27 protein-coding genes and 3 tRNA genes are annotated in these 25,600 nt (G+C 52.1%); 15 read left to right on the forward strand and 15 right to left on the reverse strand.

Annotation, left to right across the window (positions count from 1 at the left end; all coding sequences use genetic code 11):
- Positions 1-110 precede the first annotated feature (110 nt).
- Complete coding sequence (gene deoC, locus BZK41_RS03245; protein WP_003019042.1) at positions 111-890, reverse strand: deoxyribose-phosphate aldolase; 780 nt, start codon at positions 888-890, stop codon at positions 111-113.
- 261 nt (positions 891-1,151) lie between these two features.
- On the opposite strand from deoC, the gene BZK41_RS03250 reads away from it, so the two are divergent.
- Both BZK41_RS03250 and BZK41_RS03255 read left to right on the forward strand, forming a co-directional pair.
- Positions 1,152-2,702: a YjjI family glycine radical enzyme gene (locus BZK41_RS03250; protein ID WP_079937156.1), complete on the forward strand. Its 1,551-nt coding sequence runs from the start codon at positions 1,152-1,154 to the stop codon at positions 2,700-2,702.
- Positions 2,674-3,537: a YjjW family glycine radical enzyme activase gene (locus BZK41_RS03255; RefSeq protein ID WP_079937157.1), complete on the forward strand. Its 864-nt coding sequence runs from the start codon at positions 2,674-2,676 to the stop codon at positions 3,535-3,537. The genes BZK41_RS03250 and BZK41_RS03255 overlap by 29 nt, the downstream gene beginning before the upstream one ends.
- A gap of 130 nt (positions 3,538-3,667) precedes the next feature.
- Here BZK41_RS03255 and BZK41_RS03260 read toward each other — a convergent pair whose 3' ends face one another.
- The 8 genes from BZK41_RS03260 to holD form a co-directional block, all read right to left on the reverse strand.
- Positions 3,668-4,444, reverse strand: coding sequence for a metal-dependent hydrolase (locus BZK41_RS03260; protein WP_079937158.1), 777 nt, complete (start codon positions 4,442-4,444; stop codon positions 3,668-3,670).
- Complete coding sequence (locus tag BZK41_RS03265; protein WP_079937159.1) at positions 4,441-5,514, reverse strand: patatin family protein; 1,074 nt, start codon at positions 5,512-5,514, stop codon at positions 4,441-4,443. The genes BZK41_RS03260 and BZK41_RS03265 overlap by 4 nt, the downstream gene beginning before the upstream one ends.
- Before the next feature lie 120 nt (positions 5,515-5,634).
- Complete coding sequence (locus tag BZK41_RS03270; protein WP_003019081.1) at positions 5,635-5,796, reverse strand: DUF1328 family protein; 162 nt, start codon at positions 5,794-5,796, stop codon at positions 5,635-5,637.
- A 127-nt stretch (positions 5,797-5,923) separates the two neighbouring features.
- Complete coding sequence (osmY, locus tag BZK41_RS03275; RefSeq protein WP_079937160.1) at positions 5,924-6,541, reverse strand: molecular chaperone OsmY; 618 nt, start codon at positions 6,539-6,541, stop codon at positions 5,924-5,926.
- Between the two features lie 308 nt (positions 6,542-6,849).
- The gene (gene prfC / locus BZK41_RS03280; protein WP_016151601.1) at positions 6,850-8,439 is read right to left on the reverse strand and encodes a peptide chain release factor 3; all 1,590 of its coding nucleotides are present in this window, start codon (positions 8,437-8,439) and stop codon (positions 6,850-6,852) included.
- A gap of 92 nt (positions 8,440-8,531) precedes the next feature.
- Entirely contained in the window at positions 8,532-9,212 is a 681-nt protein-coding gene (yjjG, locus tag BZK41_RS03285; RefSeq protein WP_079937161.1) for a pyrimidine 5'-nucleotidase, read from the reverse strand.
- A 14-nt stretch (positions 9,213-9,226) separates the two neighbouring features.
- The gene (rimI, locus tag BZK41_RS03290) at positions 9,227-9,673 is read right to left on the reverse strand and encodes a ribosomal protein S18-alanine N-acetyltransferase (protein WP_079937162.1); all 447 of its coding nucleotides are present in this window, start codon (positions 9,671-9,673) and stop codon (positions 9,227-9,229) included.
- Positions 9,642-10,055 (reverse strand): DNA polymerase III subunit psi, encoded by a 414-nt coding sequence (holD, locus tag BZK41_RS03295; RefSeq protein ID WP_079937163.1) that lies wholly within the window; start codon positions 10,053-10,055, stop codon positions 9,642-9,644. Before holD ends, rimI begins: the two co-directional genes overlap by 32 nt.
- A gap of 103 nt (positions 10,056-10,158) precedes the next feature.
- Here holD and rsmC point away from each other — a divergent pair, with 103 nt between their 5' ends.
- The 4 genes from rsmC to BZK41_RS03315 all read left to right on the forward strand — a co-directional run bounded on the left by rsmC (position 10,159) and on the right by BZK41_RS03315 (position 11,730).
- Entirely contained in the window at positions 10,159-11,190 is a 1,032-nt protein-coding gene (gene rsmC / locus BZK41_RS03300; protein WP_008786123.1) for a 16S rRNA (guanine(1207)-N(2))-methyltransferase RsmC, read from the forward strand.
- Positions 11,191-11,411: 221 nt separating this feature from the next.
- Positions 11,412-11,498, forward strand: a tRNA-Leu gene (locus BZK41_RS03305).
- A 28-nt stretch (positions 11,499-11,526) separates the two neighbouring features.
- Positions 11,527-11,612, forward strand: a tRNA-Leu gene (locus BZK41_RS03310).
- A gap of 32 nt (positions 11,613-11,644) precedes the next feature.
- Positions 11,645-11,730 (forward strand) — tRNA-Leu (locus BZK41_RS03315).
- A 39-nt stretch (positions 11,731-11,769) separates the two neighbouring features.
- Here BZK41_RS03315 and BZK41_RS03320 read toward each other — a convergent pair.
- Entirely contained in the window at positions 11,770-12,045 is a 276-nt protein-coding gene (locus BZK41_RS03320) for a DUF1435 domain-containing protein (protein WP_172313053.1), read from the reverse strand.
- A 215-nt stretch (positions 12,046-12,260) separates the two neighbouring features.
- Between BZK41_RS03320 and BZK41_RS03325 the strand changes: the two genes are divergently transcribed.
- Together BZK41_RS03325 and fhuF are read left to right on the forward strand one after the other, a co-directional pair.
- Positions 12,261-13,337 carry a diguanylate cyclase gene (locus BZK41_RS03325; RefSeq protein WP_079937164.1) on the forward strand — a complete coding sequence of 359 codons (1,077 nt, stop codon included), beginning with the start codon at positions 12,261-12,263 and terminating at the stop codon, positions 13,335-13,337.
- Positions 13,338-13,445: 108 nt separating this feature from the next.
- Entirely contained in the window at positions 13,446-14,234 is a 789-nt protein-coding gene (gene fhuF, locus BZK41_RS03330) for a siderophore-iron reductase FhuF (protein ID WP_079937165.1), read from the forward strand.
- A 28-nt stretch (positions 14,235-14,262) separates the two neighbouring features.
- Here fhuF and BZK41_RS03335 read toward each other — a convergent pair whose 3' ends face one another.
- Together BZK41_RS03335 and BZK41_RS27210 are read right to left on the reverse strand one after the other, a co-directional pair.
- Positions 14,263-15,606: a PTS sugar transporter subunit IIC gene (locus tag BZK41_RS03335; RefSeq protein ID WP_079937166.1), complete on the reverse strand. Its 1,344-nt coding sequence runs from the start codon at positions 15,604-15,606 to the stop codon at positions 14,263-14,265.
- The gene (locus BZK41_RS27210) at positions 15,596-15,736 is read right to left on the reverse strand and encodes a hypothetical protein (RefSeq protein ID WP_172313056.1); all 141 of its coding nucleotides are present in this window, start codon (positions 15,734-15,736) and stop codon (positions 15,596-15,598) included. Before BZK41_RS27210 ends, BZK41_RS03335 begins: the two co-directional genes overlap by 11 nt.
- A 235-nt stretch (positions 15,737-15,971) precedes the next feature.
- Between BZK41_RS27210 and BZK41_RS03340 the strand changes: the two genes are divergently transcribed.
- Positions 15,972-16,430 carry a YbaK/EbsC family protein gene (locus tag BZK41_RS03340; RefSeq protein WP_032940334.1) on the forward strand — a complete coding sequence of 153 codons (459 nt, stop codon included), beginning with the start codon at positions 15,972-15,974 and terminating at the stop codon, positions 16,428-16,430.
- A 57-nt stretch (positions 16,431-16,487) separates the two neighbouring features.
- On the opposite strand, the gene bglJ is transcribed toward BZK41_RS03340, so the two are convergent.
- Positions 16,488-17,165, reverse strand: a complete 678-nt coding sequence (gene bglJ / locus BZK41_RS03345; RefSeq protein WP_079937167.1) for a DNA-binding transcriptional activator BglJ — start codon at positions 17,163-17,165, stop codon at positions 16,488-16,490.
- Positions 17,126-17,851: a response regulator transcription factor gene (locus BZK41_RS03350; RefSeq protein WP_079937168.1), complete on the reverse strand. Its 726-nt coding sequence runs from the start codon at positions 17,849-17,851 to the stop codon at positions 17,126-17,128. Before BZK41_RS03350 ends, bglJ begins: the two co-directional genes overlap by 40 nt.
- Before the next feature lie 461 nt (positions 17,852-18,312).
- On the opposite strand from BZK41_RS03350, the gene BZK41_RS03355 reads away from it, so the two are divergent.
- From BZK41_RS03355 to opgB, 6 genes are all read left to right on the forward strand, one after another.
- A complete protein-coding gene (locus tag BZK41_RS03355) occupies positions 18,313-19,089 on the forward strand; it encodes a threonine/serine exporter ThrE family protein (protein WP_079937169.1) in 777 nt (258 codons plus the stop codon).
- Positions 19,080-19,553, forward strand: coding sequence for a threonine/serine exporter (locus tag BZK41_RS03360; protein ID WP_003019127.1), 474 nt, complete (start codon positions 19,080-19,082; stop codon positions 19,551-19,553). Before BZK41_RS03355 ends, BZK41_RS03360 begins: the two co-directional genes overlap by 10 nt.
- 125 nt (positions 19,554-19,678) lie before the next feature.
- A complete protein-coding gene (dnaT, locus tag BZK41_RS03365) occupies positions 19,679-20,218 on the forward strand; it encodes a primosomal protein DnaT (RefSeq protein ID WP_079937170.1) in 540 nt (179 codons plus the stop codon).
- Positions 20,219-20,220: 2 nt separating this feature from the next.
- Positions 20,221-20,958, forward strand: coding sequence for a DNA replication protein DnaC (dnaC, locus tag BZK41_RS03370; protein ID WP_003019133.1), 738 nt, complete (start codon positions 20,221-20,223; stop codon positions 20,956-20,958).
- Positions 20,959-21,028: 70 nt separating this feature from the next.
- Positions 21,029-21,520: a DUF2501 domain-containing protein gene (locus tag BZK41_RS03375; protein ID WP_003830016.1), complete on the forward strand. Its 492-nt coding sequence runs from the start codon at positions 21,029-21,031 to the stop codon at positions 21,518-21,520.
- 231 nt (positions 21,521-21,751) lie between these two features.
- On the forward strand, positions 21,752-24,043 hold the full coding sequence (gene opgB / locus BZK41_RS03380; protein ID WP_079937171.1) for a phosphatidylglycerol--membrane-oligosaccharide glycerophosphotransferase: 2,292 nt from the start codon (positions 21,752-21,754) through the stop codon (positions 24,041-24,043).
- 105 nt (positions 24,044-24,148) lie between these two features.
- Here opgB and BZK41_RS03385 read toward each other — a convergent pair whose 3' ends face one another.
- Positions 24,149-25,594 carry a tagaturonate reductase gene (locus tag BZK41_RS03385; protein WP_079937172.1) on the reverse strand — a complete coding sequence of 482 codons (1,446 nt, stop codon included), beginning with the start codon at positions 25,592-25,594 and terminating at the stop codon, positions 24,149-24,151.
- Positions 25,595-25,600: the final 6 nt, after the last annotated feature.

A 25,600-nucleotide genomic window follows, 5' to 3' on the forward strand; every position in this document is an offset into this window, starting at 1 on the left:
AAGGCCGTTGTAGGCCGGGTAAGCAACGCGCCACCCGGCAGTCGTCTTAATGCCGGATGGCGGCTGCGCCTTATCCGGCCTACGTCGCTACAGCTCCGGCAATATAAGGCTTAGTAGCTGCTTGCGCTCTTGCCGTCGCCGTGACCCAGCGCTTTCAGCAAGCTCGCCAGCAGGCTGGATGCGCCAAAACGGTAGTGACGAGAATCAGCCCAGTCAGCGCCAAACAGTTCATCGGCAATCGCCAGGAACTGCTGTGCATCTTCTGCAGTGCGCACACCGCCAGCCGGTTTGAAACCTACAGTTTTAGAAACACCCATGTCGCGGATCACTTCCATCATGATGCGTGCGCTTTCCGGCGTCGCATTGACCGGCACTTTACCGGTAGAGGTTTTGATGAAATCAGCACCGGCTTTGATGGAGATTTCAGACGCTTTGCGAATCAGTGCTTCTTCTTTCAGCTCACCGGTTTCGATGATGACTTTCAGCAGCACGTTTGCCGCCGCACACGCGTCTTTGCAGGCTTTAACCAGATCGAAACCAATCTGCTCGTTACCGGCGATCAGCGCACGGTACGGGAACACCACGTCAACTTCATCTGCACCGTAAGCAATCGCCGCGCGGGTTTCAGCCAGCGCAATCTCGATGTCGTCGTTGCCATGCGGGAAGTTGGTTACTGTTGCAATGCGGATGTCCGGCGTGCCCTGCTCTTTCAGGGTCTTACGCGCAATAGGGATGAAACGCGGATAGATACAGATTGCGGCAGTGTTGCCAACCGGGGTCTTCGCCTGATGACACAGCGCGATCACTTTTTCATTGGTGTCGTCGTCATTCAGAGTGGTCAGGTCCATCAGTTTCAGTGCACGCAGGCTGCTTGCTGTTAAATCGGTCATAACATTCTCCAACGGCATCGCCGTATAAAATTTCACCTTGCGAGTTTGTTAGTATTCTAACATCCGCTCGCTATTACACTTCGATATACATCACAGTTAATGAAAACCACATACAGATTTGCATTACTCTAATGAGATCTACTTCAAATAAATCACCTTTTCTAAAGGGATGCGATGGCATCAGGCGCATCCGGATCAAAGGTTGTGGCGGCGTTGCTTTCTACAATGGCGTTATACCTTCGGGACAAAAAGGAATCAACGATGCCCACTTCAAGCGAACTCGCGCTGCAACAGCGTTGCCAACAAATCGTGACCAGCCCGGTGCTCAGCCCTGAGCAGAAACGCCACTTTCTGGCGCTGGAAGCTGAAAACGCGCTGCCTTACCCGCAACTGCCTGCACAGGCACGTCAGGCGCTGGATGATGGGGTAATCTGCGATATGTACGAAGGTCATGCCCCGTTCAAACCGCGCTATGTTTTACCCGATTACGCGCGTTTTCTGGCCAATGGTTCATCGTGGCTGGAGCTGGAAGGCGCCAGGGATCTTGATGACGCGTTATCCTTACTCACTATTCTTTACCACCATGTTCCGTCAGTGACGTCGATGCCGGTTTATCTCGGCCAGCTCGATGCCCTGTTGCAACCGTATGTTAGAATTCTAACACAAGAAGAGATCGATATTCGAATAAAACGTTTCTGGCGTTATCTCGACAGAACCCTGCCAGACGCGTTTATGCACGCCAATATCGGCCCCGCAGATACACCAGTCACCCGTGCAATTTTACGCGCAGATGCAGAGTTAAAGCAGGTTTCGCCTAATCTGACATTCATTTATGACCCGCAAATCACACCTGACGACCTGCTGCTCAACGTGGCGCAAAATATCTGCGAGTGCAGTAAGCCACATATTTCCAATGGCCCTGAAAATGATAAAATTTTCACAAAAGGTCAGTATGGTGTCGTCAGCTGTTACAACTCTTTGCCGCTCGCCGGGGGGGGAAGCACGCTGGTCAGGCTTAATCTGAAAGCCATCGCAGAGCGCAGCACCTCTGTCGATGACTTCTTTACGCGCACCCTACCGCACTACTGCCAGCAGCAAATCGCCATCATTGATTCACGATGTGAATTCCTCTATGAGAAATCACATTTCTTTGAGAATAGCTTCCTCGTGCAGGAAGGGTTGATTGATCCCGAACGTTTTGTGCCTATGTTCGGGATGTACGGCCTGGCGGAGGCGGTGAACCTGCTGTGCGATAAGGCGGGACAGAATGCGCACTATGGGAAAGATGAGTTCGCCAATCAGCTCGGCTATCGCATCAGCGCCCAACTGGCGGAATTTGTCGAAAACACCCCGGTGAAATATGGCTGGAAGCAGCGCGCGATGCTGCATGCACAGTCGGGGATAAGTTCTGATATCGGCACCACGCCGGGCGCACGCCTGCCTTATGGCGATGAGCCGGACCCGATCACCCATCTGCAAACCGTCGCGCCACATCACGCGTTTTATCACGCCGGGATCAGCGACATTCTCACGCTGGATGAAACCATCAAGCGTAATCCTCAGGCGCTGGTGCAGCTGTGCCTCGGGGCGTTTAAAGCCGGAATGCGCGAGTTTACCGCCAACGTGAGCGGCAACGATCTGGTTCGCGTTACGGGTTATATGGTGCGGCTGTCGGATCTGGAAAAATATCGCGCCGAAGGTTCTCGCACCAACACCACCTGGCTGGGCGAAGAAGCCGCGCGCAATACGCGCATTCTGGAGCGACAACCTCGCGTGATTAGCCATGAACAGCAGATGCGCTTTAGTAAGTAAGCTAATTCCTTTCTCCTGCGTCGACGGGCCGGGCAGTCGCCTGGCTCTGTTTCTGCAAGGATGTAATCTGCGTTGTAAGAATTGCCACAATCCGTGGACGATGGGACGCTGCAACGACTGCGGGGAGTGTGTGCTGCATTGCCCGCATGAGGCGCTGAGCCTGAGCGCGGGGAAAGTATGGTGGCAGTCCGATGTGTGTCAGCAGTGCGACACCTGCCTGCATATGTGCCCCCAGCAGGCCACGCCGATGGCGCAGAGTATGAGCGTTGATGAAGTGCTGCAACATATTCGTAAAGCGTCACTGTTTATCGAAGGGATAACCGTTAGTGGCGGTGAAGCGACTACCCAACTCCCCTTTATTGTGGCGCTATTTACCGCGATAAAAACCAATCCGCAGTTGCAACACCTGACCTGCATGGTCGACAGCAACGGCATGCTGAGCGAAACCGGCTGGCAGAAGCTGCTGCCGGTGTGCGACGGCGTAATGCTGGATTTAAAAGCCTGGGACAGCACGTGTCATCGACAGCTTACCGGACGCGATAACACGCTGATTAAAAAAAGCATTACATTTTTGTCCGGGCTGGGCAAACTGGCGGAACTGCGCCTGTTGGTGATTCCTGGTCAGGTGGATTATCTACAGCATATCGATGCGCTGGCGGCGTTTATCAAACGCACCGGTGACGTACCGGTGCGGCTGAATGCCTTTCATGCGCACGGGGTGTATGGAGAAGCGAAGGACTGGCCGAGTGCATCGCCGGAGGATGTGGAACTCCTGGCGCAAAGATTGCGCGAGCGCGGGGTGGATAATTTGATTTTCCCAGCGCTATACCTGTGATTATCGGATGCGGCTACATCATTTGTAGGCCGGAAAAAACACTACAGTCATCCGACGAAGATATGCCTGATGCGCTTCGCTTATCAGGCCTACAGAGCGCACATTTTTGTCGGCCGGATACGCCATCCAATCACACGTTAAACAACGCCGTGGTATTACGATACAGCGCGTCAGCGATCACGTCCGCAGGTTCCGGGCGCAGTTCGCATAAGACGTCAAAGACTCTGACTACCTGCTCCGGACGATTAGGCTGCCCCTGAAAACCGTTGAGCGGCATATCCGGCGCGTCGGTTTCCAGCAACAGCGACTCCAGCGGCAGTTGCGCCATTACCTCGCGGGTTTTACTGGCGCGCGGATAGGTAATGGTGCCGCCCACGCCAATTTTGTATCCCAGTTGCACAAAGCGCTCTGCCTGCTGCACGCTCCCGGAAAAACCATGCACCACGCCAGTTCGTGGCAAATCATGACGTTTCAGGTGCATCGCCAGCTTGTCATGGGTGCGACGCGAATGCAGGATCACCGGCAATTCGTACCGTTTCGCCAGCTTTAGCTGCACTTCCAGCACCCGCTCTTGCTTGTCGAACTGCGGATCGTCCCGATACAGATCCAATCCAATCTCGCCTACCGCCACCAGCTTTTGTGGGCGCTTATCCAGCACCTGCTGCAACTGGTCCAGGCAGTCATCGCTATGTTGCTCAATAACAATGGGATGCAGACCAAGCGCGGCAAACAATGGGGGATAATTTTCCGCTAACGCCAGTACGCGGGGAAAATTCGCCGCTTGGGTGGCCGGAACGATAATGCTCTGTACACCAACCTCCGCCGCGCGCTGAATGCTGGCAGATTCATCGCCGGTAAACGGCGGGAAATCAAAGTGACAATGCGTATCGATAAAACGATAACTCACGCCAAATCCTCATTATCAAACGTCGTGTCGTTCGCCTGAGGCGCATTGGTCACCACCGGCGGATGGGCGTCGTTGGCCACTGGAGCGGGAGGAACCACCACCGGCCCCGGCACCACAATCTTCGGCGTCTGACGAGGTAGCGGCGCATTTTTCGCCAGCAGCTTGCCGACTGTCGCCAGAAAGTAACGACCGCACAGGCGTCCGGTTTTGTAATCTTCCCGCAGCGCCGGAATACGGCTGCCCAACGCCATACTATGGAGTGGTTTTGGCGGATAGATTTCAAAGATACGCAGCTTACCCGGCGGCTTCTCAATAAAACTCTGGATAGCGCGATAGCTGGCTTCATGGTGCTGGACCAGATTCAATAGCGGTTGCAGGCTGCTTTCACCCAGCCAGCGCTCCATACGTTTGAACCACTGCGGGGTGTAGTACATTTGCGAGGGCACAGTGCGGATAACCACCAGCGTTTTTGCTCCGTGCTTCGCCGCCTCTTGCACCGGTATGGCGTCACTGACCCCACCATCCAGATAGTTTACGCCGTCCAACACAACCCCTGTGCGGTAGAACCCGGGAATCGCGCTGGAGGCACGAATAAGATCGAGCCAGTTTTGCCTGTTCGGTGAAAAATAGCCCGGCGTGTAGTCATCGCCCCGACAGGCGCACATATAAAACGCTTTCCCCGCAGCAAACAGGCGCTCGGCGTTGTCCATTTCCAGCGGCATCTGGGACGCAGTCGAATCCACCAGCCAGTCGAGATCGATTAAGTTTCCCCCGCGCACAAAGCGCACCGGGTCAAAAAATTCGCGTCGGGTGGTGTATCGCATAATAACTTTGCGACCGTAACCGGGCTGGTTACAGAGATAGGCTGAAAGGTTTTGCGCGCCAGCGGACGTCCCGTAGAAGAGATCAAAAGGATTAAACTGCGCGCGCATGAATTCATCCAGTACGCCAGCGGTAAAGATACCTCTTTGTCCCCCACCCTCGCACACCAGCGCCATATTGCCTGGTTGAAACGGACGTAACGATAACGGCGCAATATTACCGAGCGTGACGGGTATTCTCTGCCCCACCTCTGCCTTCCTGTTGTTTTTGTAATAGAGCAACAAAGTAACGCAAATTGCCTGACGCTAAAACCGTAAAAGCCAGTCCAATGGACTGGCTTAGTAGCAATTTTTCTTTACGGCTATGGACTAGGGTCGTTTACGCCCGGTAAACAGGCTGACCAAAAACAGAATGATCCCCACCACAAACACAATTTTCGCAGCGCCGGCTGCGGTACCCGCCAGTCCACCAAAACCCAGTGCAGCGGCAATTAACGCGATAACCAGAAATATGATGCCCCATCGAAACATGCGCTTCTCCTTTACCATAGTTAATGTCACCGCTTGATATGAGCACTCAGGCTGCCCATCGGCGATATTTTCAGTGTGGTGCACAACACGCCTCCCGACAAACGTCAGGAGGACGAATTAAGTCTAATTAGTGAGTTTTGAGATCGTTTTTGACGCTTTTCACGCCATCAATCGCTTTAGCGATGCTCTCAGCACGATCGCTTTGAGCCTGTGAATCGACGGTGCCTGAAAGTTGCACAACGCCATCAGTGGTCTCAACCTTCACCTTGCGGGAAGGGACGATATCATCGGCCAGCAGCTTGGCTTTTACCTCACTGGTAATTGCCGTATCGCCCGCGTAGCCTTTAACGGAGGTTTCTTTACTATCACGCACATGCAGTTTGTCGCTAACGGAGGTCACACCCTCAACGCCTTTCGCCACTTTCACCGCTTCTTCGGCCTGTGCCTGGCTTTCAACAAACCCGCTTAGTGTCACCACCTTTTGATCTGTTTTAACGGAAATATCGGTGCTCTTAATGCTTTCGTGGTCCACCAGCGCGGCTTTTACTTTCGCAGTGATGGTGCTGTCATCCATGAAATTACCGACTTTGTTCATAGAGCTATCGACTTTCTGCCCCGCACTTTCGACGCCGGATTGCGCTTTATCCGTCGTGGAGTTTTCTGCATAAGCAGAACCCGTTGCAACAGCGGAGGTCAGCATCACGGCCAGCAGCGTTTTAGAAATCTTAAGTCCTGTCATTGTCATCGATGTATTCCTGTATGTTTTGCTAAAAGCTATGCTCTGCCGTTAAACGGCCTGAACCAGCAACTAATCTTGTAAGTGGAATAAATATCAGCAATAGACGCTGCAACAGGCAGCCTAAAAAGCATTAAACGCCGATATTTATGTCATCACATTGTTAAATATAGTTCAGGATTTCGTGATCGCAGTCAAAATCGATTAAAAAACAGGCAAGCAAAAGAAAAATGCGAGGTTTTAAGAACATTCCGCAAGAGATTTAAAAGACAGGGAAAGTTGCAGGACACGGCGAATACCGTGCCCTGAGAGGTCGATTAGTGTTCGCGTGTTTTACGGAACTGAACGTCCGGGTAACGTTCCTGGGTAAGATTCAGGTTAACCATGGTTGGCGCGATATAGGTGAGGTTATCGCCGCCATCCAGCGCCAGCTGAATTTCGTTCTTACGTTTAAATTCTTCGAATTTCTTCACGTCAGAACATTCTACCCAGCGCGCAGTCGCCACGTTGACGGATTCATAAATCGCTTCAACGTTGTACTCGCTCTTCAGACGTGAAACCACCACGTCAAACTGCAGCACACCCACCGCGCCCACGATCAGATCGTTATTGGCGATCGGACGGAATACCTGCACTGCACCCTCTTCTGACAGCTGAACCAGCCCTTTCAGCAACTGTTTCTGCTTCAATGGATCCTTCAGGCGAATACGACGGAACAGCTCCGGTGCGAAGTTCGGAATACCGGTGAACTTCATCATTTCGCCCTGGGTAAAGGTATCGCCGATCTGGATAGTGCCGTGGTTATGCAGACCGAGAATATCGCCCGGATACGCTTCTTCCACATGAGAACGGTCACCGGCCATAAAGGTGAGTGCATCGGAGATCACCACGTCTTTACCAATACGCACCTGGCGCATTTTCATGCCTTTCTCATACTTGCCGGATACCACACGCATGAACGCCACGCGGTCACGGTGTTTCGGGTCCATGTTGGCCTGAATTTTGAACACGAAACCGGTGAACTTCTCTTCTGAAGCTTCGACGACGCGGGTATCGGTTTTACGCGGCATCGGCGCAGGCGCCCACTCCACTAAGCCGTCCAGCATATGGTCAACGCCGAAGTTACCCAGCGCGGTACCGAAGAAGACCGGGGTGATTTCGCCTGCGAGGAACAGCTCATGGTCGAACTCGTTGGACGCACCCTGCACCAGCTCCAGCTCGTCGCGCAACTGCTGCGCCAGGTCTTCACCCACGGCAGCATCAAGTTCCGGGTTGTTCAGACCTTTAACAATGCGCACTTCCTGAATGGTGTGGCCTTTACCGGTCTGATACAGGTAAGTTTCATCTTTATAAAGGTGATAGACACCTTTGAACAACTTACCGCAGCCAATCGGCCAAGTGATTGGCGCACAGCCGATTTTCAGTTCGTTCTCGACTTCATCCAGCAGCTCCATCGGATCGCGGATGTCACGGTCGAGTTTGTTCATAAAGGTCAGGATCGGCGTATCGCGCAGACGGGTAACTTCCATCAGCTTACGGGTACGATCCTCAACGCCTTTTGCGGCATCGATAACCATCAGGCAGCAGTCCACCGCCGTCAGGGTACGATAGGTATCTTCGGAGAAGTCTTCGTGCCCCGGGGTGTCCAGCAGGTTCACCAGGCAGTCATGATACGGAAACTGCATCACAGAGGTGGTAATGGAGATACCACGCTGCTTTTCCATTTCCATCCAGTCAGATTTTGCATGCTGGCTGGAGCCTCGGCCTTTTACCGTACCGGCGGTCTGAATGGCCTGTCCGAATAACAGTACCTTTTCAGTAATTGTCGTTTTACCGGCATCCGGGTGAGAAATAATGGCAAAAGTGCGGCGTTTGGCCACCTCTTGCAAATAAGGAGACAACGTCATAGTCAAATCTTCTTAGGTAAGCACGGCAACGGGCCGGGCAAGTTGAATACGAAAAATTGCGGCTATTTTACCCATCAACGGGGGGGAGGCAATCAGTGTTTACACAGGAGCTGCTCCAGTTCGCTTAATGACGCTACGGTCCAGGTCGGCTGAATGCCCGCTGGTTGCTCGCGGTGGTGCGTATTTAGCCAGCAGGTGGATAGCCCGGCGTTAATGCCGCCAAGAATATCGGACTCTGCGGTGTCACCCACCATCAGCACGCGAGAACGGTCAGGATTACCCGCCTGCTCCAGCGCATGGTCAAAAATACGGGAATCAGGTTTTGCCACCCCAACCTGCTCAGAAATTACCAGCAGGTCGAAATAGTCGCGCAGCCCCGTCCGCTCAAGGCGGATTTGCTGCAATGCGGTAAAGCCGTTAGTAATGATGCCTATTTTCGTTTTATCACGAATCGCATTGAGCAGAGAAACCGCCCCCGGCAACGGTGAGCAGATCTCCGCCATCGCATTGATGAATGCGTCATTAAGCTGGCCCGGTTCAACCTTCAGGCGTTCGGCCCAGCTCTGAAAACGGGCATGCTGCAGTTGTAATGAGGTAATCGCGCCGTTTTGGTAATCCACCCACAGCGGTTTATTTACGGCCTGGTAGTCCTGAAAATCTTCAGCGGTAAAGGTAATGCTATAGTCGAGAAACATCCGCTGTAAGCCGGTAAACGAGTCAAACGTAAACAGCGTTTCGTCGGCATCAAAGAAAATCCAGTCCCACTTCTTCATCATTACACCTTGTCTTACATGCTGATTGGCAACGCCATGATGATGGCGTCTTCGTGACCATCGGCCGTTGGATAGTAGTTGCGACGGATCGTCGCCTCGTTAAAGCCTAAGCTTTCGTACAGCGCGATAGCGGCCGCATTCGAGGCGCGTACTTCAAGCCACAGCGTCAGAATGCCACGCTTTTCCAGCTCATCGATCAGGTGCTCCAGCAGCTCACGCCCCAGGCCCCGGCGCTGAAAGTCAGGATCGACGGCGATATTGAACAGCGTCGCTTCATCCAGTACGACCTGCGTAATTGCAAAGGCGGCCATCACGTCGTCAACCCTCAACTGAAAATTGAGGTAGCGATCGCCCTGGTTGCTGGCAAATGTATTTTCACTCCACGGAAAAGCGTGGGCGCGTTTTTCAATCTGAAATGCTGCGGGTAAATCAGTCGGCTCGAGGGAAGAAATCGTGTTCATATGCGCAGATTTGTTGCCATAACGCGGCGCGTGCCGCTGGGTTTTCCCGTAATTCATTAAACGCAGGGCTCTTGACCTGAGCGCCCTCCAGCAGCAGCGGCTCTTCGGTTCCCAGCCGCCAGCTATTACAGCGACTGCCTTGCGGCAGCATGGCGACACGGTCAGGCGTCAGTTGTAAAACCTGATCCGGGCTAACGGTTAATGCGCGTAAAATATCGCTGATCAACGGTTCGGTTAGCGCGGGTAACTGTGCAGCAACCATCACCAAACGGACATGCGCAGGAATGGAAATCGCGATCTCGCCCTGCAGTGCGCCAGGACGACGCAACGACCACTGCGTAATGCCCAGTTGCTGTAACTGCCAGTCTCGTCGGGATGTCATAGCGAAACACTCCTGTCTATCAGGGGCGCAAATATAGCAAATTTGTCGAATCCGTGCCATCAAACAACTATAATCCCCCGCTGTACAATTTAAGGAGCATTCCATGTCTGCTTTTACCCCGGCAAGTGAAGTCTTGCTGCGCCACAGTGATGATTTCGAACAAAGCCGTATTCTGTTTGCCGGTGATTTGCAGGATGACCTGCCTGCCCATTTTGAAAGCGCCGCCAGCCGAGCGCACACTCAGCAACTTCACCACTGGCAGGTGCTTAACCGCCAGATGGGCGACAACGTCCGCTTCAGCCTCGTCGCGCAGGCCGATGACGTTGCCGATAGCGATACGCTGATCTACTACTGGCCGAAGAATAAGCCGGAAGCCCAGTTCCAGTTGATGAACATTCTGTCGCTGTTACCGGTGGGCACCGATATTTTTGTTGTCGGTGAGAATCGCAGCGGCGTACGTAGCGCAGAGCAGATGCTGGCCGAATACGCACCGTTAAACAAAGTCGACAGCGCACGTCGCTGTGGCCTGTACCACGGTCGTCTGGAAAAACAGCCGGTCTTTGATGCAGAAAAATACTGGGATGAATACCAGACAGAAAATCTGACCATCAAAACGCTGCCGGGCGTCTTCAGCCGTGACGGCCTGGATGTTGGCAGCCAACTGCTGCTCTCCACGCTGACGCCGCACACCAAAGGCAAAGTGCTGGATGTCGGCTGTGGCGCAGGCGTTCTTTCCGTCGCCTTAGCCAGCCACTCGCCGAAAGTGCGCTTAACCCTGTGCGATGTTAGCGCCGCCGCCGTTGAAGCCAGCCGCGCAACGCTTGCAGCCAACGGCATTGAAGGTGACGTCATCGCCAGTAACGTCTTTTCTGACGTAACGGGTCGCTTTGATATGATCATCTCCAACCCGCCGTTCCACGACGGAATGCAGACCAGCCTTGATGCCGCACAAACGCTGATTCGTGGCGCCGTGCGTCATCTCAACAGCGGTGGTGAACTGCGTATCGTGGCAAACGCCTTCCTGCCTTATCCGAAGGTTCTGGATGAAGTGTTTGGCTTCCACGAAGTTATCGCGCAGACCGGACGCTTCAAGGTCTATCGCACCGTGATGACGCGCCAGGCGAAAAAAGCCTAACTGATCCGGGCCAGATAAGGCGTTTACGCCGCCATCCGACGTGACACCGAGCAACGCCGGATGGCGCTATCGCTTATCCGGCCTGCATAAAACGCCAAAACCGAAGAAACGCCTTTTTTTTCGGCAATCACGTTAAGTTCGATAATTAACAGTTGACGCCCTGCATAAAATCTCTAGAATTCGCCCCCGTGGTAACGATACTTTTTTAGTGTCGATGGTATGCGAAGGTGGCGGAATTGGTAGACGCGCTAGCTTCAGGTGTTAGTGTCCTTTCGGACGTGGGGGTTCAAGTCCCCCCCCTCGCACCATAATCCACGTTGATATTGCTCGCACTGGGCGAAGGTGGCGGAATTGGTAGACGCGCTAGCTTCAGGTGTTAGTGTCCTTAGGATGTGGGGGTTCGAGTCCCCCCCCTCGCACCAACGAGGCGATATCAAAAAAATAAGATGACTGTGCGAAGGTGGCGGAATTGGTAGACGCGCTAGCTTCAGGTGTTAGTGTCCTTAGGATGTGGGGGTTCGAGTCCCCCCCCTCGCACCAATTATCTTATTTCCCTCTCGATTTCCTTCTCTGTTTTGTTCATCCCTGATTCCAGTTCATCACTACCAGAACAATGCCACCAATCAGCGCGACGCATGAAGGTAACAAAACAAAGTGCCGTAAACGTTTGTGGTACAGCATGAGCGAAGTCAGCAGTAATCCTAATACAATCATCACCTTCCATACGTAGACCGACAGGTCGCTATATGCCATCCCGGCAATCAGCATTCCCGGCAGCAGAACACCCCATCCACTGCCCAGCGTACGTTGCAACATGATTTCACCTATGACATTGATAATGATAACCAATATCATATGATAAAATTTCTCATTTGTCAGCCGTGAAGCACTATCAATTATATGAGTTTTACTTAACGATTGATGACATGAATAATCCAAGGTGATAAATTGCTCACCGGTTAGCTCTTCAACTAAAACAATAAAAACCTCTGCGAATGATACCCCGTTCGTTATTTGTTTTATTTACCAACACACCTTCGTACATTGCAGATAACTAACAATATTTACCTATGACAGTACAATCCTGGCGAACTCTGCGCACCAAAAAATACCAACTCTCTTTACGACTGTTTCTGCTGCTCAACGCAGTCTCCGCGCTGTTTACGCTTTTTTTCCCACTTTTTGCCGTCAAAGCCTTATCAATACCCGCTTTGCTGATGCTGGTGATAAGTACACTGCTGCTGGTCTGGCATGGGAAATACGCGGATAAAAGAATTAATCTCCCTTGTATTTCAATCGTTTTTGGCTTGTTATGGGCGTTACATATATTCTTGAAATATAACGCTCTAGGTCAGAATGATTATTATTTCCTGTTAATAGCGCTTCTCAGCGTACTGTTTATTGGCTCTATCGCTTTTGCCAATAATATCATCGCGTTTACGCTCCACTCACTCCCCTCCGTCGCCATTTGTTTATGGCTTAACGGCAGCGAGCATGGTTTGCGGATTTTCTATTTTATGGCGCTGCCTATGGCCGGTATCGCCATCCAGCATGTGATACAAAAGCGCTACGATGGATTCGCTCAGCAACTGATGTACAAACTGCTGGAGGAACGGGAAACCCTGAACGGGCTCAGCATGCTCGACCCGCTAACCGGTTTGTATAATCGCCGGGGGCTGCAACACCGGCTCGATACGCTGTTGGCCCTGAGTAATTTAAGGCACTTCGTTCTGCTGTTAGATATCGACCATTTCAAAGCCTATAACGATCATTACGGACATATGATGGGCGACCAGGCGTTGATCCGTGTTTCTGCCGCCATCCGAGACTCCGTACGTTCCCGGGATGTGGTGGCGCGTTTTGGCGGTGAAGAGTTTATGATTTTGCTGACCGCGGTTGATCCACTGCAGGCCCAGGCTGCCGCCGAACGTATCCGCCAGAAAGTGTACGACCTTAAAATCCCTCACATGTTTAATGAGAGCGTGGCAACCAACGTAACCGTCAGTATCGGCATTGCGCCTCTGGTAGAACAGGATATTGATGCTGCTATCGCCAAAGCGGATAAAGCCCTTTACGAGGCCAAGAATCTTGGGCGTAACAATACCCTGGTCAGCGATGAGCTGCGGGTAAACTGCTCCTCTACCTGAGCTTTCTGTGCGGTGCCGCTCGGGATGGAGACAAAGATCTTGCCATCGCTCAATGTCAATTATAGGATTAGCAATCATTATCATTAAGATTAACATCCTTATATAGACATGGCTTATCGTTCCGCACCGATTGTTGAAGATGTCATCTGGCGTAGCCATCTCCCCTCAGAGATGCCCTCGCTGGCTGCTGCCGTACGCGCAACGATAGCCAAAACTCGCGAGCACCTGCTGGACTTCATTCGTCTTGACGAAACGCCTGTGCCAGGTGCAATGACGCTGCATGAATGGACACAACCGGCGACGCTTAGTTCGCTGCTGGCCGTTTATTCGGACCATATCTATCGCAACCAGCCCACGCTGCCCCGCGAAAATAAGCCCCTGATTTCTCTTTGGGCGCAATGGTATATCGGCCTGATGATGCCTCCGTTAATGGTGGCCCTGCTAACGCAAAAAGAGGCTATCGACGTCTCTCCTGAACATATGCGCGTAGAGTTTCACGAAACGGGCCGAGCGGCCTGCTTCTGGATCGACGTCCATCAGGATCACCAGGCTACAGCCCTGTCTCCTCAACGACGCATGGAAACGCTGATTCTCTCAGCGCTGACGCCGGTTGTGCAGGCGCTGGAAGCGACGGGTGAGATCAACGCGAAGCTTATCTGGAGCAACACCGGATATTTAATTCACTGGTATTTAACGGAAATGAAGCCGTTGTTAGGGGAAGAACTGCTGACCACGCTGCGCCAGACCTGCTTTTTTGAGAAACAACTTTCCTGCGGCCAGGATAATCCCCTGTGGCGTACTGTTGTTCCGCGTGAGGGGCTGTTAGTACGCAGAACCTGCTGCCAACGCTATCGCCTGCCTGACGTTCAGCAATGCGGAGACTGCACGCTGAAATAAGCGAGGAGCCATAGCCCCTCGCTGTCATTTATGCAACCTGTTGATTTTCCTCTTCTATACGCTGTGCTTCTTCTTTTTCCTGCGCTAATAGCTGCTTTTCGTAGACCTTAAAGAACGGGAAGTAGATAACGGCCGACACCAGCGCCAACAGCACCACCAGGATCGCCGCACGATAATCCCAGCCTAACGCCCATGCCGCGCCAACCGGTGCCGGTGCGGTCCAGGGAACCACTGAAATGACCCGCCCAATTAAATCCAGTTTCATCGCCGCCCAGGCCAGTACCGCATTCACCATCGGGGCCAGCAGGAAGGGGATAAAAAACACCGGGTTCATGACAATCGGCGTACCAAAAATCACCGGTTCGTTAATATTAAAAATGCTGGGGACTACGCTCAGACGCCCTATCGAGCGTAGATGAGCCGAACGACTACGCAGATAGCAAATCACCAACCCCATCGTTGCACCTGACCCTCCGACCACAATGAAGAACGTCCAGAATGCTTCCATAAAGATATGCGGTAACGGCGCGCCCTGCGCCAGCGCTGACTGGTTCATCCCAAGATTAGTTAGCCAGAACATTTGCAGCATTCCCGACACAATTGCCGCGCCGTGAATACCCGCAAACCACAGCAAATGGCCAATTAGTACCGCCAGCAGTATCGCCGGGAGAGAATCTGCAGCCGACACCAGTGGTTTAAAGATGGCCATAATGGCCTGCGGGATCAGCATGTCAAACTGCGACTGTATCACCAGGCTCAGCGGGTACAGCGTCAGTACCACCACCAGCACCGGGATCAGCAGATCGAAGGAGTTTTTGATCATCGGCGGCACCTGATCGGGTAAACGGATGCCGATGTTGTGCGCCTTCAGGAAGCGCATCATTTCAACACAGTAAATGGCCACCAGGATGGCGGTGAAAATCCCCGTTCCTCCCAGACTATCAACCGGCATTGTGCCTTTGGTTTTTGGCGCGGCAATCAGCAAAAAAGCCATGATTGATAGCATCGCACACATAAACGGATCTAACTGATGCGACTTCACATAGTGCTTGCCCAGGTTATAAGCAATAGCCGCACATATGTAGACCGACATAATCCCCATCGTCATATCAAACGGGGTGAGAATTTGGCCTTCAAACTGTTTTGCCAGATCCAGCCACGCGCGGGCAAATCCCCAGGTGGTATCCGGAGAAAACGGCGGATAGGCAAAAACCAGCAGAAAAGAGCCTACAATCATAAAAGGCATCGCCGAAATAAAACCATCGCGAATGGCCATTACATGTCGTTGCGAAGAGATACGCCCGGCGACAGGACTAACGTAGTTTTCAACAAAACGGAAAATCACGTTAAACACAGCATGGTTAGTAGACATAGCCGTTCTCCCGTTGTGCAAAACCCTGCAACGGTGCTGGTATCAATACCACCACGTAAAGCCCATTACCACTTTTCGCAACCGTGCCGGGAGGAACACCAGCGCTACCGCTTTTCGAGTTAAGTTTCATAGATGGCTCTTATTATGTGATACAGAGGAAATGACAACTTCAGTAATAATCGTCATTTCAACATTCTGCAACCGGTTACTGTAACCGGTTTCTTTGATTGTGAAGACGATCGAAAAACTGCTCATGTTGCTATGTTGTTACAATAAAATATTTACAGTGCGGTTGCCCCTATGACAAATTACATCCTGCAGTTTTATGCTGTGCAGAGCTGCCTGTAGGCTATTTGGAGAGAAGAATGAGTTTGCAATCAGTACGCCAATTCCTGGCGCAACATGCGCCAGATATTGAGATTATCGAATTAGATCAGAGCACAGCAACCGTCGATCTGGCAGCAAAAGCCCATAACGTTGAACCTGGCCAGATAGCGAAAACACTTTCGCTAAAGGTGAAGAACGATATCATCCTGGTCGTGGCAAAAGGTGATGCCCGACTGGATAATAAAAAGCTAAAGAGTACGTTCGGTGCCAAAGCCCGAATGTTAAGTAGTGATGAGGTCGTGAACGCGACGGGGCACCCCGTTGGCGGCGTTTGCCCCTTCGGATTAGAAACACCGATATCAGTGTACTGTGATGTTTCTCTGAAGCACTACGCTGAAGTGCTTCCCGCCGCAGGTGCCATCCACAGCGCGGTTCGCATCACGCCTGAAAGGATGGCTGAACTGACTTCTGCCACCTGGGTTGACGTGTGTCAGTAATGCTTCACGCGCCAAACTGACGGCCAAACCCGGTAAGAAACACGTCAATGTTGCCCGTCATGAAACCGCCTGCATAAAAGGTGCTGGCTCGCCAGCACGCAGATACAGCAGGATATCGGCCGCATCCAGTAACCCGGCATCCGAGCTTACACCCAGTTTAGACATCACATTAAATTTGTGTGCCCGAATGGTTTTGATGTTCCGTTCAAGCTGAACGGCAATCTGTGGCATCGAATAACCATTCGACATAAAGCGCAGTATTTCTCGTTCTGTCGGACTGAGCATACGGTTTTGATTAATATACCAATGGTTTTTCGTGCCTTCGCTTCCCCGACCAGGGCTGCTTAACGCCGTGAATAACGCGTCCTGCAACACCGTTAACGAAGACGCTTTACTCACAACACCATCCAACGGCAAGGGGGACAGGGAACCAATTAAACGCGCTTCAGCGTCATCATCGGCAATCACCACACGGCGAATCCGCGGATAATTTATCGCCAGCTCCGTTAAATAAGCCAACCCTGCCCTGCGATCGGTTCTGATTGCAGATAGGGAAAAAATAACTGCCGAAAACGACATCTTTAACATTGCCTGACTAAAAGCGGGCTGGCTAGAAAAGAGATGAAGTTTATATTGGTCATCCGGCATGGTATTAAATAAACTCTTAATACCCACGCTGCTCATCGTGCACTTTTCTACCAGCGCAACGTTTCTTTTGATGATTCTGCTTTCCATTCCGTGGGTTCTCCATAAACTGAAGGTAAATTAAGTTCTCGCGATCCTTGAGAACTATTTATCCAGGCATACATTTCTGCATTGCTATTTATCGACAAGCGACGCATTGCGCTATTCTTTTGGGCGCTGATTGTTTTATTGCTTTTCTTCAGCAACGTCGCAATCTGATTGATTCCCCAGCCTTTCCCAAGAAGGCGCAATACTTTCCTTTCAGAGAGAGTGAGAACGATAGATCGTGCGCTATGATCTAACAATTGTGGCATAGCAGGCGGAGAGAGCAGCGCCTTGCTGATTCTCTCTGCGCGTGTATTTCCCGCGTGAATGACATTCACTAAACTTTCAATCGACTCTGCGTCAGAGAGCAGCGAACTGACAGGACACATCAGTAGCTCAACAGCCAGAGGATAAAAAATACGAGATACGAGAAATACCCAGTGAATATCACGATATTGAGATAATAAAGAATAATATTGTTCGCAGACTGAACGAGGATAATTACAGTCTCCGGTTAAATCAGCAATCACCAAATCAGCACACCGTAGCTGCAATAACGTCAGTTCTTCAACGGAACGACAGTAGGTAAGTTCGTAATCGGAGAACTGTCCCTGCATTATACCTTTAAGTCCGGTTTGTATAATCGGTGATTTACTAATAATAATTGCGTTTTTGCAGCGTCCTGGCAACATATCCCCTCCACACTCACCAGTCCGCAATCGTACTTAATTAAATTCTCCCGGGTAGATTAACAATCTTAACTCACAGGAAAATACTCCGAACAATAAACGGGGTGAATTGCTTATCCTTGGTATTTTCTAAAATAAAAGTATTGGCACTACAATCCAAATAATGCCAAACTGGCAAGCTATTATTACATAATCACTCATGAATACATTATCTGTACAATTATAATAACTACAATAGATCGTTAGCATGGCTTACGTATTTGCCATCCGGGAAAATAACGCTACATTTCAAACATATCTCCCCCCGAACCTTATCAAACGGGGGAGTTAAGATGCCATAACTGTATCACCTGTGTCTTTTTTCGACACAAAGATTGATCTTAGCCAGAGCCAGCAGGCTCATGCTTCATGATAAAAAGAAGATATTCATCACTCACAGAGATCCTTTTCAGTCAGAGCGAGCCATGCAAACAGAGCAGTCGTCACAGCGAACGGTTACACGGTTATGTATTCAATGCGGACTTTTTTTACTTCAGCATGGGGCAGAAAGCGCTCTGGTTGACGAGTTATCCACCCGCCTCGGGCTGGCACTTGGCATGGATAGCGTAGAAAGCGCCATCTCCTCTAACGCTATCGTCCTGACCACCATTAAAGACGGGCAATGCCTGACATCAACGCGAAAAAATCAAGATCGCGGCATTAATATGCACGTCGTGACGGAAGTGCAGCACATTGTCATTTTGGCGGAACATAAACTTCTGGATATTAAAGGGGTAGAGAAACGCTTTAGCCAGATTAAGCCGCTACGCTATCCAAGATGGTTGGTCGCCTTCATGGTCGGTTTGTCCTGCGCCTGCTTTTGTAAACTCAATAACGGCGGATGGGATGGTGCAGTGATCACCTTTTTCGCCAGCATGGTGGCGATGTATATCCGCCAGATTCTGGCGTCCCGGCATTTGCATCCGCAAATCAATTTTTGCATCACCGCCTTTGTGGCGACCACCATTTCAGGTTTGCTGCTTACGCTGCCGACCTTTAGCAATACTCCGACTACCGCTATGGCCGCCAGCGTGCTACTGCTGGTTCCGGGCTTTCCGTTGATCAACTCCGTCGCGGATATGTTTAAGGGACACATTAATACCGGGCTCGCTCGCTGGGCTATTGCCAGTCTGCTGACGTTGGCGACCTGTATTGGCGTGATCGTGTCGATGACCTTATGGGGGCTGCGCGGATGGGCGTGATCGATTTCATACTGGCGCTGATGCAGGACATGATCCTGTCGGCAATCCCGGCGCTTGGCTTTGCCATGGTATTCAATGTCCCTCATCGGGCTCTCCCCTGGTGTGCGTTACTCGGCGCGCTCGGCCACGGCTCACGAATGGTGATGATGACCGCAGGGTTTAATATTGAATGGTCAACCTTTATGGCATCACTGCTGGTCGGCTGCATTGGGATCCAGTGGTCGCGCTGGTATCTGGCGCATCCAAAAGTCTTCACCGTCGCAGCAGTGATCCCGATGTTCCCAGGGATCTCCGCCTACACCGCCATGATCTCAGCCGTAAAAATCGGCCATTTTGGTTACAGCGAAGTGCTGATGATTACCCTGCTGACCAATTTCCTGAAAGCCTCATCGATTGTCGGTGCGCTCTCCATCGGACTATCCGTACCAGGATTATGGCTGTATCGCAAACGCCCACGCGTTTGACGGTGCACTTTCTTTAATACCATGCAGAGAGGGGAATCTCCCCCCTCATCTGCTGCTCTCCTTCTTCTCTGTGTTACTATAAAAGCAGTCCCCTTCTCGGTTGTTGTTCAGTATTGAGAAACATTATGCCCTGCAAAATTTTGACGCCGGACGTCACGAGCATTGACGCCTTACTACACGATCACCGCGCCGTGCTGGCCAAGTCTGCGGGTGGCGCCGTAGCCGTATTCGCTAACAATGCGCCAGCGTTTTACGCGGTGACGCCTGCGAGACTGGCTGAGCTGTTGGCGCTTGAGGAGAAACTGTCACGCCCGGGAAGCGATGTGACATTGGATGAGCAATTTTATGAAGAGCCGCAAGCCGCTCCCGTTGCCGTGCCAATGGGGAAATTTGCGATGTACGCTGCCTGGCAGCCTGATGCCGACTTTCAACGTCAGGCCGCTTTATGGGGCGTAGCGTTACGAGAGCCGGTTACTGCTGAAGAACTGGCCTCATTTGTTGCCTACTGGCAGGCTGAAGGCAAAGTCTTTCACCATATTCAGTGGCAGCAAAAACTGGCGCGCAGCATTCAGATTGGACGGGCCAGCAATGGCGGAATGCCAAAGCGCGATGTGAACAGCGTCAGTGAACCTGACAGCCACATTCCACCGGGTTTTAGAGGATAACGATGAAAAACGTTGGCGACCTGATGAAACGTCTGCAAAAAATGATGCCACCTAATGTCGAGCCCGCCTTTAAAACGGGCGAGGAGCTGCTGGCATGGCAAAAAGAGCAAGGTGAAATTCGTGCCGCAGCGCTGGCCCGCGAAAACCGGGCCATGAAAATGCAGCGCACATTCAACCGTTCCGGTATCCGTCCGCTGCATCAGAACTGTTCGTTCGAAAACTATCGGGTAGAGTGCGAAGGTCAGATGAATGCCCTGAGCAAAGCCCGCCAGTACGTTGAAGAGTTTGACGGCAACATCGCCAGCTTTATCTTCTCCGGCAAACCCGGCACCGGCAAAAACCATTTAGCCGCCGCCATCTGCAACGAACTGCTGCTGCGCGGCAAGTCGGTACTGATCATTACCGTGGCCGATATCATGTCGGCGATGAAAGAAACGTTCAGCAATCGTGAAACCAGCGAAGAACAGCTGCTCAACGATCTGAGCAATGTGGATCTTCTGGTGATCGACGAGATCGGCATGCAGACCGAATCCCGCTATGAAAAAGTGATCATTAATCAGATTGTCGATCGCCGTTCATCCTCAAAACGTCCGACCGGCATGTTAACTAACAGCAATATGGATGAAATGAACAAGCTACTGGGCGAGCGTGTGATGGATCGTATGCGCCTTGGCAACAGCCTGTGGGTCATTTTTAACTGGGAAAGCTACCGTAGTCGGGTAACCGGTAAAGAGTATTAACGTATTAGGACCACTCCTAAGACTGCCAGCGCTATACTGCGCTGAAAAGGCATAACACGAGTTGCATATAATGATGAAAACTACCAAACGTCTGCTGTGCTGTGCGCTTGCCGCCAGCACGCTCATCTCCACTAGCGTTTTCGCCGCCTCCTGGCAGGATTCGCTCTCCAGCGCGGCCAGTGAGCTGAGCAAACAAAGCTCCGGCTCGCAAAGCAGCTCGTCGCTCTCTTCCCTGACCAGCCTGCTGAATGGCAGCAATCAGTCATTGACCTCCAGCAGCATGAATAACGCCGCCGGGATCCTGGAATATTGCGCGAAACAGAAACTGGCTTCGGTCACCGACACGCAAAACGTCAAAAATCAGGTGCTGGATAAACTGGGCCTCAGCGCGCCAGAACAGAAACAAGATACCAACTATATGGATGGTATTCAGGGTCTGCTCAACGCCAAAGATGGTCAACAGCTGGACCTGAACACAATTGGCAACAGCTCGCTGGCGAAGCAGGTAAAAACCAAGGCCTGCGATCTGGTGTTAAAACAGGGTATGAACTTCATTTCCTGACGCACGGCATGCCGCGTATAACCTGCGCGGCATCAATTTTTTACCCCATTACATTCACACGTCAAATAACCAGTTAACCCCCTGCAAAAAGCACGCATATCTAAACCAATTCTGAATAACAACGTAATTTAATGTCACTACAATTGCAGCAATGTAACAACGCTATTACATTGTGCTTTCCCCTAATGATTAGCCTGCCAGGCAATTGCCCGGTTTACTGAGGATCGACCGTTGTCAGAATTAATCTCCATCACTCTGTTTCTCGCTTCAGTGCTGATTTACGCCTGGAAAGCGGGTCGCAACACCTGGTGGTTTGCCGCCACGTTAACGGTGCTGGGGATTTTTATTGTCTTGAATATCACGCTGTACGCCAGTGACTATTTCACCGGCGACGGGATCAATGACGCGGTTCTCTATACGCTGACCAACAGCCTGACCGGCGCAGGTATCGGCAAATATATCCTGCCGGGCGTTGGGATCGCGCTGGCGCTGACGACCGTTTTTGTCGCTCTCGGCTGGATCCTACGCCGCCGTCGCCATCATCCACATCATGTGGGTTACAGTCTGCTGGCCCTGCTGCTGGCGCTGGCCTCCGTTGACGCCAGCCCAGCGTTTCACCAGATAACCGAACTGGTGAAGTCGCAGTCGCGCGATGGCGATCCTGATTTCCCGACGTATTATAAAGAGCCATCGAAAACCATTCCCAACCCGAAGCTGAACCTGGTGTATATCTACGGTGAGAGCCTCGAACGCACCTATTTTAATAACGACGCGTTCCCGGATCTGACCCCGGAACTCGGTGCGTTGAAAAATGAAGGTCTGGATTTCAGCAACACCATGCAGCTGCCGGGTACGGATTACACCATCGCTGGCATGCTCGCCTCCCAGTGCGGTATTCCGCTGTTTGCGCCATTTGAAGGCAACGCCTCGGCATCAGTATCCAGCTTCTTCCCCAACAATGTCTGTCTGGGCGATATCCTGAAAAACTCCGGCTATCAGAACTACTTTGTGCAGGGTGCCAACCTGCGCTTTGCTGGCAAAGACGTGTTTCTGAAATCTCACGGCTTTGATCATCTGTACGGTGCAGAGGAGTTAAAAAGCGTGGTGGCGGACCCGGCCTATCGTAACGACTGGGGCTTCTACGACGATACCGTGCTGGACGAAGCGTGGAAAAAATTCGAAGAGCTTTCACGTTCGGGCCAGCGTTTTTCACTGTTTACCCTGACCGTGGATACCCATCATCCGGATGGATTTATCTCACGTAGCTGCAACCGTAAACGTTATGACATCGACGGAAAAGCCAACCAGTCGTTCAGCGCGGTCAGCTGCAGCCAGGAAAACATTGCCGAATTTATCAATAAAATCAAAGCATCTCCGTGGTTTAAAGATACCGTTATCGTGGTGTCTTCCGATCATCTGGCGATGAACAACACCGCGTGGAAGTATCTGAACAAGCAGGATCGCAACAACCTGTTCTTCGTACTGCGCGGCGACCAACCGCAACAGGACACGCTGGCGGTAAAGCGTAACACGATGGATAACGGCGCAACGGTACTGGATATTCTCGGCGGTGATAACTTTATCGGCCTTGGCCGCAGCAGCTTGTCGAGCGAATCCGTGTCGGAAGTGTTCCTGAACATCAAAGAAAAAATGCTGGCGTGGAAGCCCGATATCATTCGCCTGTGGAATTTCCCGAAAGAGATGAAAGAGTTCACCGTCGACCAGGACAAAAATATGATCTCTTTCTCCGGCAGCCATTTCCGTCTGCCGCTGCTGCTGCGCGTCTCGGACAAACGCGTTGAGCCGTTGCCGGAAAGCGAATACTCGGCTCCACTGCGCTTCCAGCTGGCGGATTTCGCCCCGCGCGATAACTTCGTCTGGGTCGATCGCTGCTACAAAATGGCACAACTGTGGGCTCCAGAGCTGGCGCTCTCTACCGACTGGTGCGTATCGCAGGGGCAGCTGGGCGGACAGCAAATCGTACAGCACGTCGATAAAGCTAAGTGGAAAAGTAAAACCGTATTTAAAGACACGGTGATCGACATGGAGCGCTATAAAGGTAATGTCGATACGCTGAAAATTGTCGATAACGACATTCGCTACAAAGCAGATAGCTTCGTTTTCAACGTGGCGGGTGCGCCGGAAGAGGTCAAACAGTTTAGCGGCATATCACGTCCCGAATCCTGGGGACGCTGGTCCAATGCGCAACTCAGCGAAGAAGTAACGATTGAGTACAAAGCTCCGCTACCGAAGAAATTCGATCTGGTCATCACCGCGAAAGCTTTCGGCGACAATGCCAATCGCCCTATTCCCGTGCGCGTTGGCAACGAGGAACAGACGCTGGTGTTAGGCCATGACATCACCACCACCACCTTACATTTCGATAACCCGGCGGATGCCGATACGCTGGTAATTGTTCCCCCCGATCCGGTCGCCACCAACGAGGGCAATATTCTCGGTCACTCACCGCGTAAGCTGGGGATCGGGATGGTTGAAATCAAAGTCGTGGCTCAGGGTTCGTAACATGAAAGACCTGATAGCGCTTTGCTTATCAGGCCTATCGTTAACCGAATGTATTGTCTGAAAAAAAACAGCGCCCAACACCACACCGGGCGCTGCATGGCAACCTTATTCCAGACCATTCACCGCCTGGCGCATGCCCTGCACCAGAATCATCTCCAGATTGGCCGTCACCTGCCCGGCAAGCCCTGGTAACAACGTCAAATCTTCTCCCCAGTGCACCGCATCGCCAAGCACGGCATCCACCAGTTCACGCAGCGTTAAATCATTACCTACTCGCGGCCACAGGCTGGCATACAGGCTTACCCACTGCTCATCATCCTGTATCGGGTAGCGTTCCCCGTCGCGCTCAGCGCGATAAAACGCCAGCAGCGCAGCAAGGGCAAACGTTAACCGCACGGGCCAGCGCCCATTTTGCTGACCCGCCAGCAGCTGCGGCAAAATTCGGGTGCGGAATTTAGTCATCCCGTTAAGCGCAATGGAAAGCAACTGGTGGCGAATGTAGGGGTTCTGAAAACGCCCGCTCACCGCGTCGGCAAATTCACACAGTTCATCCGCCGGGAGGTCCAACACCGGAATAATCTCCTCACTAATCGCCCGCTCGACAAAGCGGCGGACATCAGTATCCTGCATCGCCTCGCCAACGGTCTCCAGCCCGCACAACCAGGCTACTGGCACCAGTGCGGTGTGCGCGCCATTGAGAATGGCGACCTTGCGCTCTTTGTACGGTTTGATATCGCTCACCACCCGGATATTCAGCGGACACTGCGCCAGCTTCAGCTCCTCTGCCAGCCACTGCGGTCCCTGGATCACAAACAGGTAAAAATGCTCTGCGGTATCGAGAAATGCATCGTGATAGCCAAGCGTAGTCTCCAGCGCAGCGGCTTCTTCGCGCGGGTAGCCGGTGACAATTCGGTCGACCAGCGTGGAACAGAACGTGTTTGCCGTCTCCACCCAGTCGGCAAATGCCGGAGGAAGCTGCCACTCCTGCGCATAGCGCAGCACCAGGGTTTTGAGCGCCTCGCCGTTATAGTCGATAAGCTCACACGGAATAATTACCCAGCCCTTATCCACCGCGCCCGCAAAGTGGTTAAAGCGCTCCAGCAGCAGGCGCGTCAGTTTGGCCGGAAAACTCACCGGCGGCGCATCATCCACGCGGTCTGCTGCGTGATAGCTAATTCCGGCTTCGGTGGTATTCGAAAACACAAAACGGATGTCCGCATTGTGCGCCAGCGCCAGATACGCCGCGAAATCCTGATACGGGTTGATTTCGTTATTCACCGAACGGATAAGCCGCGCCTCACTCACCGCCTCACCCTGCTCGTTTAGCCCGCGAATAAGCGTGGTATACAGCCCGTCCTGGATATTCAGCGACGGCGGAAAATCGGTATTGATCGGGCGAACGATGGTCACGCCAGCATTCAGATCGGTTTGCTCGTTGAGGATATCCAGTTGCCAGTCAACAAACGCCCGCAGGAAGTTACCCTCACCAAACTGGATCACGCGTGTTGGGTAGCTGTTCCCCGGAAAATCACGTCGATTCAATGTTTTCATCGTATT

The organism is Citrobacter sp. A316 (assembly GCF_002042945.1).
GTDB lineage: Bacteria > Pseudomonadota > Gammaproteobacteria > Enterobacterales > Enterobacteriaceae > Citrobacter > Citrobacter portucalensis.